This window comes from Amycolatopsis sp. NPDC026612 (assembly GCF_040638285.1).
Classification (GTDB): Bacteria; Actinomycetota; Actinomycetes; order Mycobacteriales; family Pseudonocardiaceae; genus Amycolatopsis.
Genome location: NZ_JBEZYB010000030.1, coordinates 15,129 through 28,548 on the forward strand (window position 1 = coordinate 15,129; position 13,420 = coordinate 28,548).

Annotated in this window: 14 protein-coding genes and 1 pseudogene; 6 read left to right on the top strand and 9 right to left on the bottom strand. The window is 72.9% G+C overall.

The window, feature by feature from the left end; translation table 11 throughout:
• Position 1: 1 nt before the first annotated feature.
• Positions 2-901: a LysR family transcriptional regulator gene (locus AB0F15_RS25270; protein ID WP_360274874.1), complete on the bottom strand. Its 900-nt coding sequence runs from the start codon at positions 899-901 to the stop codon at positions 2-4.
• A 92-nt stretch (positions 902-993) separates the two neighbouring features.
• On the opposite strand from AB0F15_RS25270, the gene AB0F15_RS25275 reads away from it, so the two are divergent.
• A complete protein-coding gene (locus AB0F15_RS25275; RefSeq protein WP_360274877.1) occupies positions 994-2,079 on the top strand; it encodes an alcohol dehydrogenase catalytic domain-containing protein in 1,086 nt (361 codons plus the stop codon).
• Positions 2,080-2,222: 143 nt separating this feature from the next.
• On the opposite strand, the gene AB0F15_RS25280 is transcribed toward AB0F15_RS25275, so the two are convergent.
• The 5 genes from AB0F15_RS25280 to AB0F15_RS25300 form a co-directional block, all read right to left on the bottom strand.
• Positions 2,223-3,440 (bottom strand): VWA-like domain-containing protein, encoded by a 1,218-nt coding sequence (locus tag AB0F15_RS25280; RefSeq protein ID WP_360274879.1) that lies wholly within the window; start codon positions 3,438-3,440, stop codon positions 2,223-2,225.
• Positions 3,437-4,660, bottom strand: coding sequence for a MoxR family ATPase (locus tag AB0F15_RS25285; RefSeq protein WP_360274882.1), 1,224 nt, complete (start codon positions 4,658-4,660; stop codon positions 3,437-3,439). The genes AB0F15_RS25280 and AB0F15_RS25285 overlap by 4 nt, the downstream gene beginning before the upstream one ends.
• A 73-nt stretch (positions 4,661-4,733) precedes the next feature.
• Positions 4,734-6,062, bottom strand: a complete 1,329-nt coding sequence (locus tag AB0F15_RS25290) for a hypothetical protein (RefSeq protein ID WP_360274885.1) — start codon at positions 6,060-6,062, stop codon at positions 4,734-4,736.
• Positions 6,063-6,147: 85 nt separating this feature from the next.
• On the bottom strand, positions 6,148-7,383 hold the full coding sequence (locus AB0F15_RS25295; protein ID WP_360274887.1) for a sigma-70 family RNA polymerase sigma factor: 1,236 nt from the start codon (positions 7,381-7,383) through the stop codon (positions 6,148-6,150).
• Positions 7,380-7,703, bottom strand: coding sequence for a YciI family protein (locus AB0F15_RS25300; RefSeq protein ID WP_360274890.1), 324 nt, complete (start codon positions 7,701-7,703; stop codon positions 7,380-7,382). The genes AB0F15_RS25295 and AB0F15_RS25300 overlap by 4 nt, the downstream gene beginning before the upstream one ends.
• A gap of 133 nt (positions 7,704-7,836) precedes the next feature.
• Between AB0F15_RS25300 and AB0F15_RS25305 the strand changes: the two genes are divergently transcribed.
• Together AB0F15_RS25305 and AB0F15_RS25310 are read left to right on the top strand one after the other, a co-directional pair.
• The gene (locus tag AB0F15_RS25305) at positions 7,837-8,622 is read left to right on the top strand and encodes a class I SAM-dependent methyltransferase (protein ID WP_360274893.1); all 786 of its coding nucleotides are present in this window, start codon (positions 7,837-7,839) and stop codon (positions 8,620-8,622) included.
• Between the two features lie 79 nt (positions 8,623-8,701).
• Positions 8,702-9,151: pseudogene (locus AB0F15_RS25310) on the top strand (phage tail protein); the annotation flags it as partial.
• Between the two features lie 84 nt (positions 9,152-9,235).
• Here AB0F15_RS25310 and infA read toward each other — a convergent pair.
• Together infA and AB0F15_RS25320 are read right to left on the bottom strand one after the other, a co-directional pair.
• A complete protein-coding gene (infA, locus tag AB0F15_RS25315; RefSeq protein ID WP_360275051.1) occupies positions 9,236-9,460 on the bottom strand; it encodes a translation initiation factor IF-1 in 225 nt (74 codons plus the stop codon).
• Positions 9,460-10,209, bottom strand: a complete 750-nt coding sequence (locus AB0F15_RS25320; protein WP_360274896.1) for a GNAT family N-acetyltransferase — start codon at positions 10,207-10,209, stop codon at positions 9,460-9,462. The genes infA and AB0F15_RS25320 overlap by 1 nt, the downstream gene beginning before the upstream one ends.
• A 255-nt stretch (positions 10,210-10,464) precedes the next feature.
• Here AB0F15_RS25320 and AB0F15_RS25325 point away from each other — a divergent pair, with 255 nt between their 5' ends.
• Together AB0F15_RS25325 and AB0F15_RS25330 are read left to right on the top strand one after the other, a co-directional pair.
• Positions 10,465-11,091 (top strand): glyoxalase, encoded by a 627-nt coding sequence (locus tag AB0F15_RS25325; protein WP_360274899.1) that lies wholly within the window; start codon positions 10,465-10,467, stop codon positions 11,089-11,091.
• 51 nt (positions 11,092-11,142) lie between these two features.
• Positions 11,143-11,943 carry a DNA-formamidopyrimidine glycosylase family protein gene (locus tag AB0F15_RS25330; RefSeq protein WP_360274901.1) on the top strand — a complete coding sequence of 267 codons (801 nt, stop codon included), beginning with the start codon at positions 11,143-11,145 and terminating at the stop codon, positions 11,941-11,943.
• Here AB0F15_RS25330 and AB0F15_RS25335 read toward each other — a convergent pair.
• Positions 11,940-12,419, bottom strand: a complete 480-nt coding sequence (locus AB0F15_RS25335; RefSeq protein WP_360274904.1) for a DinB family protein — start codon at positions 12,417-12,419, stop codon at positions 11,940-11,942. The genes AB0F15_RS25330 and AB0F15_RS25335 overlap by 4 nt on opposite strands.
• Before the next feature lie 74 nt (positions 12,420-12,493).
• Between AB0F15_RS25335 and AB0F15_RS25340 the strand changes: the two genes are divergently transcribed.
• Positions 12,494-13,288, top strand: coding sequence for a PIG-L family deacetylase (locus tag AB0F15_RS25340; protein WP_360274907.1), 795 nt, complete (start codon positions 12,494-12,496; stop codon positions 13,286-13,288).
• Positions 13,289-13,420: the final 132 nt, after the last annotated feature.

Here is a 13,420-nt window from a genome sequence, read left to right on the forward strand (position 1 = left end):
GTCACGGCCGGGCGGTCGAGGTGATCGCCTCGGTGACCGCGGTGATCGCCGGCGTGGCGCCACCGGGGAGCCGGGCCACGAGAACCCGGCGGATCTCGGGCGGTGCGCCCTGGACGCTCAGGGAGATCACGCCGGGCGGGACCACCGGCGCCAAGCCTTCCGGGATCGTGGTGACGCCGAACCCGCCGGCGACCAAGTGCAGTTTCGCCAGCCAGTCGCGGGCACTGTGGACGATGCGCGCTCGCCCCGGCAGGCCGGGCCACACCCCGAGCAGTGACTCCGCGCTCGACGCGGGTGCGGCGATCCACGGGGCGTCGAGGAGTTCGTCGACGTGCACGGACGTGCGGCCCGCGAAGGTGCCGGTGGCCGGCGCCGCCACGAGGAGCTCGGTGTCCTGGACGGTCGTGGTGTGCAGGCGCGGTGACTCGCCGTCCGGTGGCCGGTGCGGTGGGCGGGAGGTGAGGACGGCGACGTCGATCGAACCGGTGCGCAACGCCCGGGCCAGGCTGGGCGTGGTGCCTTCGCGGGTGGTGACCCGCACCAGTGGCGCTGTCCTGGCGAGCCGGGCCAGCGCGGCGGGCAGCAGCACCGGTCCGGCGCTGGGGACCAGGCCGAGCCGCACCGGCTCCGTGCCGGGCGCTTCACCGGTCAGGTCGCGTCCGGCCGCGTCGACCGACTCCAGGATCGTTCGCGCGTGGCGCAGCAACGTCAGCCCGGGCTGGGTGAGCCGCACCCCGTCGGTCCGCCGCTCGAACAGGGTGGCTCCGGCGCTGCGTTCGAGGGCCACGGCCTGGCGCGAGACCGCGGACTGCGTGTAGCCGAGCTGGGCGGCGGCCGCGGTGAAGCTGCCCGACTCGGCGATCTGACACAGCACCCGCAGGCTCGCACTCGACACGTCCATGCCGACTACGCATACCAGAGATGTCGGATCAGCGCTTCCCGCATACCCCGGGTCCCCCTAGCGTGGCGAAGGACGAGCAGAAGGGTTTTTCCATGCGTGCAGCGACATTGACCGCGTTCGGCTCCCCTCTCACGGTGCGGGAGGTGCCCGACCCCGAAGCCGGCGGCGGCGAGGTACTGGTCGAGGTCCTGGCGACCTGCGTGCCGCCGTACGCGGCCGAAGTGTTCAGCGGTGAACGGCGCTATCCGGTGGAACCACCCGTCGTGCCGGGGGTCGGCGGCATCGGCCGGGTGGTCCGCGTGGGACCGGACGCGACCAAGCTGGGCGTGGGCCAATTGGTGTGGTGCGACTCGACGGTCCGCGCCCGCGACGACGTCCTGACCCCGGACATCACGCTGCAGGGCTGGAGCTCCCGCGGCGAAGGCGGCGCACGGCTGGCCCGGTACCTGCACGACGGACCGTTCGCCGAACTCATGCGGGTTCCGACCGAGAACGTGTACCCCTTGCCCGCCGGGGCGGCGGCCGATCCGGCGCGCTGGTCCGCGCTGGGCGTGCACACCATTCCCTACGGCGGGCTGCTGGCCGGCCGGCTGGCGGCCGGCGAGACGGTGCTGATCAGCGGGGCGACCGGCAACCTCGGCAGCAGCGCGGTCGCCGTCGCGCTCGCCATGGGCGCCGGGCACGTGGTGGCCCCGGGCCGCAACCGGGCTGCCCTCGACCTGCTCGCCGACCGGTTCGGCCCGCGGGTGAGCCCGGTCGGGCTCAGCGGAGACGAGGATGCCGACCGCGCCGCACTGACCGCGGCCGCCGACGGCCCGATCGACCTGGTGCTCGACCTCCTCCCGCCCCGGGCGCCCAGTTCGGCGGCACGCGCGGCCGCCATGACCGTGCGCGAGCACGGGCGTGTCGTGCTGATGGGCGGCGTCGGCATGCTCGGCGGCGCGGACTTCGCGCTGCCCTACCCCTGGATCATGCGCAACTCGGTGACCGTGCGCGGCCAATGGATGTACCCCCGCACGGCGAACGCCGGCATGATCCGGCTCATCGCGACGGGCGCACTGGACCTCACCCCCGAACGCGTCACCCGGTTCGGCCTCGACGAGGTCAACGACGCGGTCGCCTACGCGGCCGGACACGGCGGGCCCTTCGATCGCACCGTCCTCACCCCGGCGGCCTGATGCCGAGTGGGCGGCCACGGCGGTGCCGCGCCAGTCGGTCGCGCGAGCTTCCGCAGGCTCGTCCAGCAGACGGCTTCCCGGGCCCGGCCGGCTCGCCACGAGCATCTCCTCGCCCGGAACCGGACCCCGGTACCTGCGGCAAGTCAGCCCACGGTGACCACCCGCGCCCAGGCCGGTGGTGTGTCGGGTCGGTAGTAGGGATCGGTCTCGTCCGCCGGGCACTGCCGGGGGAAGAGGCCCACGATCGTCCTGGCGGGCGGGCGTGCTTCGGGCCAGGGTGTCTGGCCGTCGGTCAGCGCCACGATCACGTCCGGGCGGGGCGTGCCGCGCAGGGCCTTGGCGAAGCCGGTGCGCAGGTCCGTCCCGCCGCCGCCCACCAGCGAAATTCCCTCGGCGCGGCACAGCTCGGCCGTGACGTGGGCGGCGGCGTCGCACGAGAGCACCGACACCAGGTCGCGGCGGCCGCCGATCGCGCGGACGATCGCCGCGATTTCGAGGAGCGCGCTCCCCAGCTCGGCGTCGCTGACCGAGCCGGAGGTGTCGACGATCACGCAGACGTGCGGCGGACGGCGCCGCAGGCTCGGCAGGACCACGCCGGGCAGGCCGGCCGACCTGCGCGCGGGCCTGCCGTAGGTGTAGTCCTCGCCCGCGCCGGACATCGCCGAACGGACCGCCGCGCCCAGCAGGTCCCGCCACGGCTGCGGTGGGTGGAACGCCTCCTGCGCCCAGCGCTGCCAGCCCTTCGGGACGCTGCCCGGGCTGCCGGTGATGCCCTGGGCGACCCGGAAGCGGACGGCGTCCCGTTCCTGCGCGCTCAGCCCGTGCGCCCCTTCGGGACCCAGCTCCCAGCCGCGTTCCAGCCCGTCGGCGCCGCTGCCGCAGTCGAGCCAGGCAAAGCGGTCGGTGTACGGGCCGAGCCGGAACCGGCGCAGGTAGTCCTCCATCAGCTGCCCCTCGGGCAACCTCAGCAACGCCGGGCGGACGGCGCCCTCCGGCCGGGCCAGCCCGTCGCCGAACACGTCGTCGTTGATTTCGCAGTCCGCGGCGATGTTCATCCGCAACCGCTCGCCCGGCCCGGTCAGCTCGTGCTTCGCGGCGTACCGGTCGCTGCGCCCGTGATGGTCGCGCAGCAGGTGGGAGACCTCGTGCACCCAGACCGCCGCCAGCTCCGCCAGCGGAGTGCGGTCCACGAACGCCGGCGAAACGTAGCAGCGCCAGTGGCGGTCCACGGCCATCGTGGGGACCCACCGCGATTCCACCGTGTGCAGGGCGAACAACGCCGTCGCCAGGTACGGCCGGTTCCGGACGGCGTGCAGCCGGGCGGCGAAGAGCTTCTCCTCGTCCATGGTCCCCGGCGTCATCGGTGCTCACCCGCGCCGGCCGCGGCCCGGTCCGCCCGCCGTGACAACGACACCGCCCCGGACAGCCGCTCGATCGCCGCCGGTACCTGCCAGTCGTCGCGGCGCAGCGCGGCGAGCGTGGCCGCCGGCACGACCACCAGGTCCGGGGCGCCGGTTTCCAGTGCCTGCACCAGCAGCGACCACGCCGCGTTCCAGCGGGACTCCTCCGGCCGCTTGCGCACCGCCGCCACCACGCCGTCGAGCACCGTCTGACGCAGGTCGCCGCGCTCGGGCAGCACCGCCGCCCCGGGATCCGCGAGCAGCACCTCGGGGTCCGGCAGGTCCATCCGGTCCAGGGCGGCCAGCAGCTCCAGACCCGGCCCGTCGCCGACGGCGCCCCGCACCAGCATGGACAACACGTCCCGGGAGGCGTCCGCCGCGGTGGCGAACGCGATCAGCCGCAGGGTCATCTCCCAGCTGCGCGGCGACGGCCACGGACCGCCACGACGTGCTTCGTTCTTCGGGAGCTGGTGAACCAGGCCGGGCCGGGCCGTCAGGAGCCCGCAGACCGCGCGGCGGGCGAACGTCACGGCGCCGGGCAGCCGCTCCCGGTCCAGCCGTGGCAGCTCCGCCTTCGGCCACGTCCCGCCCAGCCCCCGCACCACGACGTCGTGGTCGTAGGTCCACTGCAGGTGGACGAACCGGTTGGCCAGCGGCGGGCTCAGCTCCCAGCCGTCGGCCGCGGAGGAACGCGGATTGGCGGCGGCCACGATCCGGACACCCGGCGGCAGCCGCAGCGCACCGACCCGGCGCTCGAGCACAACGCGCAGCAGCGCGGCCTGGACGGCCGGCGGCGCGGTGGACAGCTCGTCCAGGAACAACAGCCCTTGGCCGGCCCGGACCAGGCGCACGGCCCAGTCCGGCGGGGCCATCGGCACCCCCTGCTCCGCGGGATCGTCGCCGACCACCGGCAGACCGGAGAAGTCGGACGGCTCGTGCACGCTCGCGATCACCGTGGTCAGCGGCAGTTCGAGAGCGTCCGCGAGCTGGTTCAGCGCCGCGGTCTTGCCGATGCCCGGCTCGCCCCACAGCAGCACCGGAAGATCGGCGGACACGGCCAGCGTCAAGGCTTCCAGCTGGGTATCGGTCCGCGGCTCGGTGGTCGTGTCGTGCAGCAGGGCGAGCAGATCGGCGGCGACGTCGAGCGGCCGGACGTGCGCCGCCGGGGAAGAAAAATCCATGGCAGTAGTCAGTTTTGATCACCTTTGCGGTCGAATCGGGGGCCGGGCACCGGCCCGGCGAGGGAAATGCGGGTCAGTGACAGGTCGCGTGGCGCGGACGGGTCCGCCGCGCCCGACGGACGGTGTCCCGTGTGGACGGAGGTGGCCCGTACCCGGCCAGCCCGGCCCGGTACAGCCCGTGCGCCACCTGGCGGCGCACCGCCGTCTCCAGCTCATCGCGCAGTGCGCCGCTGCGCAGGAGCACGTCCGGGCCGAGCAGGCCTTCGACGGCGGCGAGGGCACCGGCGGTGTCGCCGTGGTCCAGCCGGGCGCGCACGTCGACGAGGCTTTCCGGATGCCGGTGTGCCTCGTCGATCGCCCGCAGGCAAGGCAGTTCGGTGCCACCCAGCGCGCCCAGCAGCTCCTCGCGGCGGATCTCGCCCGCGTCGTGGTCCAGCGGGACGAGCACCCCGTTCACCACGCCGATCCGGTGCGGGGCACCACGACACTCGACGAGGCGCGTATTGCTTGCGCCGTCCGGATTCCGTGCCGCATCGACCGGCCGGTAGGCGGGCCGGAGCGCCGACGCGACGAGCGGGTGCAGCCGGCCGGCGTCGATCAACCCGGCGTGGAGCAGCTCGAGGTCGGGCAGGACCCAGGTCGCGGCGTCGGGCAGGACCGGCGCCGCACGGCCGTCGGCTGCCTCACCCGGCGAGCCCAGGTTCAGCAGCAGCCGGTGCCGGCTGGTGAGCCGCACGGCGACGACGTCGCCCCCGCGGCCCTCCGCGCGCAGCAGCAGCGCCGCCTCGGCCAGCCACCGGTCCACGGCGCAGGCGCCCACCCCGGCCGGGATCCGGTCCCGTGCGAGCCGGCCCTCCGGCGGCCGGGGACCGGCCCGCTCCCGCAGCTCACCGGCCCGGCGCACGTCCCACAGGTGGCGGTGCAGGTCGAGGCGGAAGCGCCGGTCGGGACGGGGATGCGGGTGCAGACCCGCCGCCCGCTGGGACGGCACCCACAGCGCGAGGCTGATCCGCTGACCGGCATCCGCCCACGCCGGGGGCGTCCGCGCCACGAGGTGGATCGCGCCGCGATCAGCCGGCGAACCGTAGCGGGCCAGGGAAACCGTGAGACCGGGCCGCAGCAGGCCGGCCGGGCCGATCCGCGGAAAATGCCAGCGAAGCAGGTCGGGAGCCAGCTGACGCAGATCGGCGCGCACCTGTGCCGCCAGCCCATGGCCATGGGTGCGCCGCACGGCTCGCAGGTTCAGATCCACGTCGACGCGGGCGGCGGCGCAGGCCCCGGCCCAGTCGCCCGCCACCCGGCGGGCTGTCGCTGACTCGATCATCGACGGCGGCACGGCGAATTCGCGCACGCGCGCCCAGAAACGGAGGCGGGAGTCCTCGTTCGCGGTCAGGAAGTGCATCAGCACTCACCTGTGGCGAACGGAACCCCCGATCTGTTCGAGTAGGTAGTCATCGCGGCAAGCGTAGCAGGATCTTCCCTGGCGGCTAACGCAATTGGTCGCGGCGGCGGATCAGGGACGCCGTCTCGGCGGTGTTCCCGGCCAGCTCGATGGCTTTGTCGTACGCCGCCCGCGACGGCTCGCTTCGGCCCAGCCGGCGCAGCAGGTCGGCGCGGGTGGCGTGGTAGGCGTGGTAGCCGGCCAGCTCGTCCCCGAGCCGGTCGACGGCCGCCAGCGCCACCTCCGGGCCGTCGAGCTCGGCGATCGCGATGGCCCGGTTGAGGGCGATGATCGGCGAGGGGTCGAGCCGCACGAGCTGGTCGTAAAGGGCGGCGATCTGGGACCAGTCGGTGTCGCGGACGTCGCGGGCGGAGGTGTGCACGGCGTTGATCGCGGCGAGGATCTGGTAGCGGCCCGGAGCGACCCCGGCGGCGGCCGCGGCGAGGCGTTCGCGCACCAGCCGGTGGCCCTCGGCGACCAGTTCCGCGTCCCAGGCGCCGCGGTCCTGCTCGTCGAGGGTGACCAGTTCGCCACCGGCCGAGACCCGGGCGGTGCGCCGGGCTTCGGTGAGGAGCATCAGGGCCAGCAGCCCGGCCACCTCGCCGTCGTCCGGTAGGAGGGCCCGGATCAGGCGGGTGAGGCGGATGGCCTCGGCGGTCAGGTCGTGCCGCACGGGATCGGTGCCGGGGCCGGTCGCCAGGTAGCCCTCGTTGAACACGAGGAACAGGGCGGTGAGCACGCTGGAGACGCGGACCGGGAGATCCTCGGCGGACGGCACGCGATAGGGGATGCGGGCCGCCTTGATCTTGGCTTTCGCGCGGGTGATCCGCTGCTCCAAGGTGCTCTCGCGCACCAGGAAGGCGCGGGCGATCTCGGCCACGGTCAGCCCGCCGACCAGGCGCAAAGTGAGCGCCACGCGAGCTTCCACCGCGAGCGCCGGGTGACAGCAGGTGAAGATCAGCCGGAGCCGGTCGTCGTCGATGGCGCCGAGCGGCTCGGGCGGGTCGTCGTCGTGCACCATCCGAGCCTCCTTGTGCTTGTCGTCGCGCTTGTTCTCTCGCCGGATCCGGTCGATGGCCTTGCGGTGCGCGGTGGTGGTCAGCCAGGCACCGGGGTTGGGCGGCACGCCGTCGGCCGGCCACCGCTCGACGGCGGTCGCGAACGCCTCGGCGGCCGCTTCCTCGGCGACGTCGAGGTCACCGAAGCGCCTGGTCAGCGTGGCGACCACCCGCGCCCACTCGGTGCGGTGGACCCGGGTGATCGTCTCCTCGACGTCGCTCACCGGAACGGCCGCACCTCGATCTTCCGATCGCAGACCTTCGACGCCTCGGCGGCGAGCTCGAGCGCCACATCCAGGTCGGGGGCCTCCCACACCCAGACGCCGGCGAGGTATTCCTTCGACTCCACGAACGGCCCGTCGGTGAACACCGCCTGCCCGCCCCGGTTGTCGATGACCGTGGCCGCGTCGGTGTCCGCGAGCCCGCCCGCGAAAACCCAGTAGCCCTCGGCGATCAGTCGATCGTTGAACTCGCTGATGGCAGGCTGCCGGTCCGTGCTGCCGGGATTGCTCTTGTCATCGATCACGGAAACCAGGTATTGCATCCGGCCATCCTCTCCTTCGGGGCGCCGTCCCCGTGCGGGCGGCCTCACCCCTGCTACGAACGCCGCCACCCCGATCCGACACCGCGTCCCGGATTTCTTTTGAAGAACTTACGCGCGGATAGGGTCGTGGCCCATGGACCACGGTGCGCGGCTGCGGCTTGCCTCGTCGTTCGGCGCGGCGGCGGCCGGCTACGCCGAGCACCGCCCGGACTACTCGCCCGCCGCCGTCCGCTGGGCACTGGCGCCGGCGCCCGGCCCGCGGGTGCTGGACCTCGGGGCCGGGACCGGCAAGCTGACCGGCACCCTGGCGGCCCTGGGCGCCGACGTCATCGCGGTCGAGCCCGACCCGGCGATGCTGGCCGAGCTGCGCCGCGCGCTGCCCGCTGTCCGTGCCGTGGCGGGCAGCGCCGAGGCGATCCCGCTGCCGGACGCGTGCGTCGACGCCGTCCTGGCCGGGAACGCCCTGCACTGGTTCGACATGGCCGTCGCGGGACCCGAGATAGCCCGGGTGCTCGCACCCGGCGGCACCCTGGCCGACCTGTGGAACGTCGTGGACGACCGGATCGGCTGGGTGGCCGGACTGCAGCGGGTCGGCGGCAGCGCGGCCATCGGCCCGCGCGACACGTTCAGCGGTTGGCGTTCCGCGACGGCAGGCCTGCACCGGCCCGGCTCCGGCCTGACCGCCCGGTCCGGCTCGGCGGAACAGGCCGAATTCCCGCACGGGCAGCGTCGCACCGCCGGTTCCCTCGTCGCGACCCTCGCGACGCGCGCGGGGGTGCTCGTCATGCCGGAGCAGGAACGGGCGGCCACGCTGAGCCGGATCCACGCTTTCCTCGTCGGACGGCCCGAAACCGCCGACGGCGAATTCGTCCTCCCGCTGCTGACCGGCGTACTGCGCGTCCGGCTGCGGTGCCCCTGACCCCGAGCTCCCGAGTCGCCTACCTTCGCCACCAGCGCATACGCTGAGTCCGACCCGGACAGACACGCGGAGGATCGCCATGCCCCAGACCGTGGACTTCGACACCGTATCGACCGACGGCCTGGAGTCGTCGCCGGTCGCGGGCGCGCTCGCCGGGCTGCGGGCGAACGAGGCCCGGTACTTCAAGAACAAGTACGACCACGTCTTCACGGTCGAGCCCGCGGACAAGGCCCAGCCGATCATCGATCTGGTGCACCGGATTCTCGAGGAAGAACGCGGCATCGTCATCACCTCCCGTCCGCTCGAGGCGACCGCGTTCCAGGTCGAGGACATCCGGTTCAGCTATGTCTTCTACGAGAACGGCCTGTCGATCAACGTGCTGTACACCGTCGGCGAATCCGGGAAGCGCGCGGTCGGCTTCAAACTCTCCGAAGGGATGGAAATCCCCGAGGAACTCTCCTCGTTCAAGTTCGCCCGCCAGAAGTCGAAGCTGGCCGGCACCATCCGCGGCTCCTACTTCGTCATCAAGAAGCGAGTACTGATCGAGCGGTCGGGCGCGAACCGTCGCCGGAGCCGGAGCCCTGGCGACGATTCGCCTACCCGGTCCGGCGCACTAGGTGCGGTAGCGGAACAGGATCCGGCCCCGGTTCAGGTCGTACGGGCTCAGCTCCACCAGGACCCGGTCGAACGGCAGGATCTTGATGAAGTTCTTCCGGATCTTGCCGCTGATGTGCGCGAGAACCTTGTGCCCGTTCTCCAGCTCCACCCGGAACGTCGCGTTGCGGAGGCACTCGACGACCGTGCCCTCGACTTCGATGCCGCCTGCGTTGTTCGCCATCAGCGCAGCACCAGCTCGAGGTTGCTGCTCACCCGGCGGGCTCCGACGCCCTCGAACAGCGTGGTGGCCGCCGGGTTCGCTTCGTTCACTTCGGCCGATGCCGTCTGAATTCCCTTGTGGTACAACGCATCCAGCACGTGGGTGAGCAACGCGCGGGCGATTCCGCGACGCCGGCGGTCGGCGCGGACCGCGAGCAGGCCGATCCGCGGCTGCCGGGTCACCGCCACCACCCGCGCCAGACCGACGTAACCGCCGGGTTCCGCCGCGACCACGTACTTCGCGAGGTCCAGGCCGCCGTCCGAGCGGCCCAGCACCTCCGCGGGCATCTCCGGCCAGCCGATCGTGGCCTCGATTTCGGCGCGGATCACGTCGTCGAGCGAGCGCAGCAGCTCCTGGTCGGCCGCGGGCACGATCGTCACCCCCGGCGGCGGGAGGACCGGGCCCGGCGCCGTGGGGACGACGTATTCCCACTCGCGGCGCCGGGTCGTGAAACCGGCGGATTCCCACCGGGATCTGAGACCCTCGTCGGCTTCGTCGACCACTGTGTACAGCGGCCTGGGCAGTGCGGGCAGCATGGCGCCGGCCAGCCGCGGGAAGTCCGCGTCGAGCCACGTGTCGATGCTGAGGAAGAGCCGGCCGTCGGGCCGCGGAGACGCTTCGCCTCGGCCGACCACCCGGCCGTCGTCGAGAGCGTGCCAGTGTTGCTCCGCGACGCGGGTGACCACCGGCTCGTGGTGCGTGAAGTTCATGGTGTCGCCTTTCGGGAGTACCTGATCGAGGCGCTCCCGGCGACACCTAAGCCGGCCGCCCGCCCGTGACGACGAGGGGGAGCACCCACAGCGCTACAGCGTTCACGGGTCTCACCTCCTCAAGCCGGCTCACGGGTCTGCGGCAAGCTATCAGCCCGCCGCCCGGCCGGCCAAACCCTTTTCGCGGCGGCGGCCCGCCGGACCGGTCAGGAATCGAGAAGCGCCGGTCAGCCGGCCGGACCTAGCGTTACCGGCATGACGAACATCGAAACCATCACCCTCGAAGTTGCCGACACCGCCGCCGCCGAGCGCTTCTACGCCGACGCCTTCGGACTCACCACCCAGCTGCGCTTCCGGGCCTCGGCGGAACCGAGCACCGGCTTCCGCGGGTTCACCCTGTCCCTCACCGTGCCGGAGCCCGCCGACGTCGACTCCCTGATCGGGACCGCCATCGCGGCCGGGGCCACAACGATCAAGCCGGCGACCAAGTCCATCTGGGGCTACGGCGGCGTAGTGCAGGCCCCGGACGGGACGATCTGGAAGCTCGCGACCTCCGCGAAGAAGAACACCGGCCCGGCCACCCGCAAGATCGACGCCGTCGTGCTCCTGCTCGGCGTCGGCGACGTGGCCGCGAGCAAGAAGTTCTACCTCGACCGCGGCCTGACCGTCGGGAAGAGCTTCGGCCGGATGTACGTCGAGTTCGACGCCGGGGACAGCCCCCTCAAGCTGGCGCTGTACCGGCGCAAGGCGCTCGCGAAGGACGCCGGCGTCGCCCCCGACGGCAGCGGCTCGCACCGGATCGCGGTCGGCGGCGCGGCCCAGCCGTTCACCGACCCGGACGGGTTCGCCTGGGAAACCCCCGCGTCGGCGAGCCTCTCCTGATCGGCCGCGGGTCACGCGGCAGGCGGCGGCCGGATGAGCTTCACTGGTCGGGTGCCCGAACTCCCCGAAGTGGAACTCGCCCGCCAGGTCCTCGCCGGTGCGCTCGGCCGGACGATCCGGGAGGTCGACGACCACGACGACTGGGTCTGCCGCCCGCACGCACCCGGCGACATCGCCACCGCGCTGCGAGGCGGCCGGCTCACCGAAGCGCACCGGCGGGGCAAGACACTCTGGTGCGAAACGGAAAACCGCGACGGGCGGCCCGGCCCCCACCTCGGTCTGCACCTCGGGATGGCCGGGCAGCTGCGGTTCGCGGGCGAGAGCGGCCCGCCGGGTCCGCAGCGCTTCAGCGGCCGCGAAGAGAAACCCGAGTGGTTCCGGTTCGGGATCACTTTCGCCGACGGCGAACAGCTGCGCCTGTTCGACACGCGGCGGCTCAGCCGGGTGCGGCTCGACCCGGATCTCGACGCGCTCGGCCCCGACGCCGGGGAGATCTCGCGCCGCGACTTCGCCGACCGCGTCGGCCGCGGGCGGGCGCCGCTGAAGGCGCGGCTGCTGGACCAGTCGGTGGTGGCCGGGATCGGCAACCTGCTGGCCGACGAAACCCTCTGGCAGGCGGCGCTCCCCCCGGCGCGGCCGGTGCACGAGCTGGCCGGCACCGACCTCACCGACCTGCACAAAGCACTGCGGAAGGCGTTGCGCGCGGCGATCCGCCACGGCGGCGTCCACACCGGCGAGATCATCGGCCACCGCCGTCCGGGCGACCACTGCCCGCGCTGCGGCGCGGAGATGAGCCACGGCACGGTCGGCGGCCGGTCGACCTGGTGGTGCTCGAAGGAACAGGCCGGCTAGCGCGGCCCGAGGCCGGTCCGGCCGTCGAGCAGCTCCCGCACGACGTCCAGGTGGCCGGCGTGCCGCGCGGTCTCTTCGATCATGTGGAGCACCACTCCGCGCAGGTCGGCGGTCTGCGCTCCGAGCGGACCGGGGTGCCGGCCCCGCGGCGGCGCGGACAACGGTGTCGCGGCGAAGATCTCGTCCGACCGGCGGCATTGCGCGCGGTAGTAGGCGAAGACGGCGGCCGGGCTCCGCGGCGTGCTCGGCGGCTCGTGCTCAGGCCAGGGCCGGGGATCCGCGGTGCCGGTGACGATCTCCTGGAACCAGTGCCGCTCGGCGTCCCCGAGGTGCTCCACCATGCCCAGCGGGGTCCAGCCGGACGGCAGGACCGCGGTCGTCAGCGCGGCCTCGCCGAGTCCGTCGAGGATCGCCAGGACGCTCTCGCGCTGCGCACGCAGGAACATCAGCAACGTGGATTTCTCGGTGCCAGCCACGTCGCGGACCTTAGCGGTCGTCAGCGCACCCTGGCAGACGGTTTTTGTCGGTGCCGTTCGGTAACGTCGGGGACATGGCAACACTGGTCACCTTCCACGCCCACCCGGACGACGAGTGCCTCCGCACCGCGGGCGTCATGCGCAAAGCTGTCGAAGAGGGGCACCGGGTCGTGCTCGTCGTCGCCACCAAGGGCGAGGTCGGCGAAGTACCCGAAGGCTTTCTCGCCGAGGGCGAAAAACTGGAGGACCGGCGCGTCCAGGAGTCGCACGCGGCCGCGGAGATCCTCGGCGTGGAGCGCGTCGAGTTCCTCGGCTACCGCGACTCGGGGATGATGGGCGAGCCGACGAACGACGACCCGGCGTGCTTCTGGCGCGCCGACGTCGAAAAGGCGGCCGAGCAGCTCGCGGCGATCCTGCGCGAGGAGTCCGCCGACGTGCTGACGGTCTACGACGACAACGGCGACTACGGCCACCCGGACCACATCCAGGTCCACCGCGTCGGCGTCCGGGCCGCCGAGCTGGCCGGCACGGCCCGGGTCTTCCAGGCGACGTTCAACCGCGAGTTCATGCAGCGCGGCTTCGAAGCGGCCGTCGAGCAGGGCCTGATGCCCCCGGAGGCGGCGCCGAAGCCACCGGAGAACGTGGAGTTCGGCAAACCCGAGGCGGAGATCACCGCGGCGGTCGACGTGTCGAAGTACGCGCCGGTGAAGCGCGCGGCGATGCGGGCCCATCCGAGCCAGATCAGCGAGGACATGTTCATGCTCGCCATGCCGGACGAGGCGTTCACGGTCGCCTTCGGCACGGAGTGGTTCATCCGGGCGGGCCAAGGGCCGGGGATCACGGAGACGGACCTGCTGGCAGGTCTCTGACACCGCGTGTCGTCCACCCAGGTACGCGAGTCCCGTGATCGAGCACGTCACTCGCGTGATTGAGCACGTCACTCGCGTGATTGAGGACGTAACTCGCGTGACTGGATGCCGTTCAATGGTGTCGACGACATC

Excerpts from the sequence above, each read along its gene's own strand:
- AB0F15_RS25325 (WP_360274899.1), top strand. The coding sequence starts at position 10,465 with ATGACGAACATCGAAACCATCACCCTCGAAGTTGCCGACACCGCCGCC.
- AB0F15_RS25290 (WP_360274885.1), bottom strand. The coding sequence starts at position 6,062 with ATGCACTTCCTGACCGCGAACGAGGACTCCCGCCTCCGTTTCTGGGCG.
- AB0F15_RS25340 (WP_360274907.1), top strand. The coding sequence starts at position 12,494 with ATGGCAACACTGGTCACCTTCCACGCCCACCCGGACGACGAGTGCCTC.
- AB0F15_RS25270 (WP_360274874.1), bottom strand. The coding sequence starts at position 901 with ATGGACGTGTCGAGTGCGAGCCTGCGGGTGCTGTGTCAGATCGCCGAG.
- infA (WP_360275051.1), bottom strand. The coding sequence starts at position 9,460 with ATGGCGAACAACGCAGGCGGCATCGAAGTCGAGGGCACGGTCGTCGAG.
- AB0F15_RS25305 (WP_360274893.1), top strand. The coding sequence starts at position 7,837 with ATGGACCACGGTGCGCGGCTGCGGCTTGCCTCGTCGTTCGGCGCGGCG.
- AB0F15_RS25300 (WP_360274890.1), bottom strand. The coding sequence starts at position 7,703 with ATGCAATACCTGGTTTCCGTGATCGATGACAAGAGCAATCCCGGCAGC.
- AB0F15_RS25320 (WP_360274896.1), bottom strand. The coding sequence starts at position 10,209 with ATGAACTTCACGCACCACGAGCCGGTGGTCACCCGCGTCGCGGAGCAA.
- AB0F15_RS25275 (WP_360274877.1), top strand. The coding sequence starts at position 994 with ATGCGTGCAGCGACATTGACCGCGTTCGGCTCCCCTCTCACGGTGCGG.
- AB0F15_RS25285 (WP_360274882.1), bottom strand. The coding sequence starts at position 4,660 with ATGGATTTTTCTTCCCCGGCGGCGCACGTCCGGCCGCTCGACGTCGCC.
- AB0F15_RS25280 (WP_360274879.1), bottom strand. The coding sequence starts at position 3,440 with ATGACGCCGGGGACCATGGACGAGGAGAAGCTCTTCGCCGCCCGGCTG.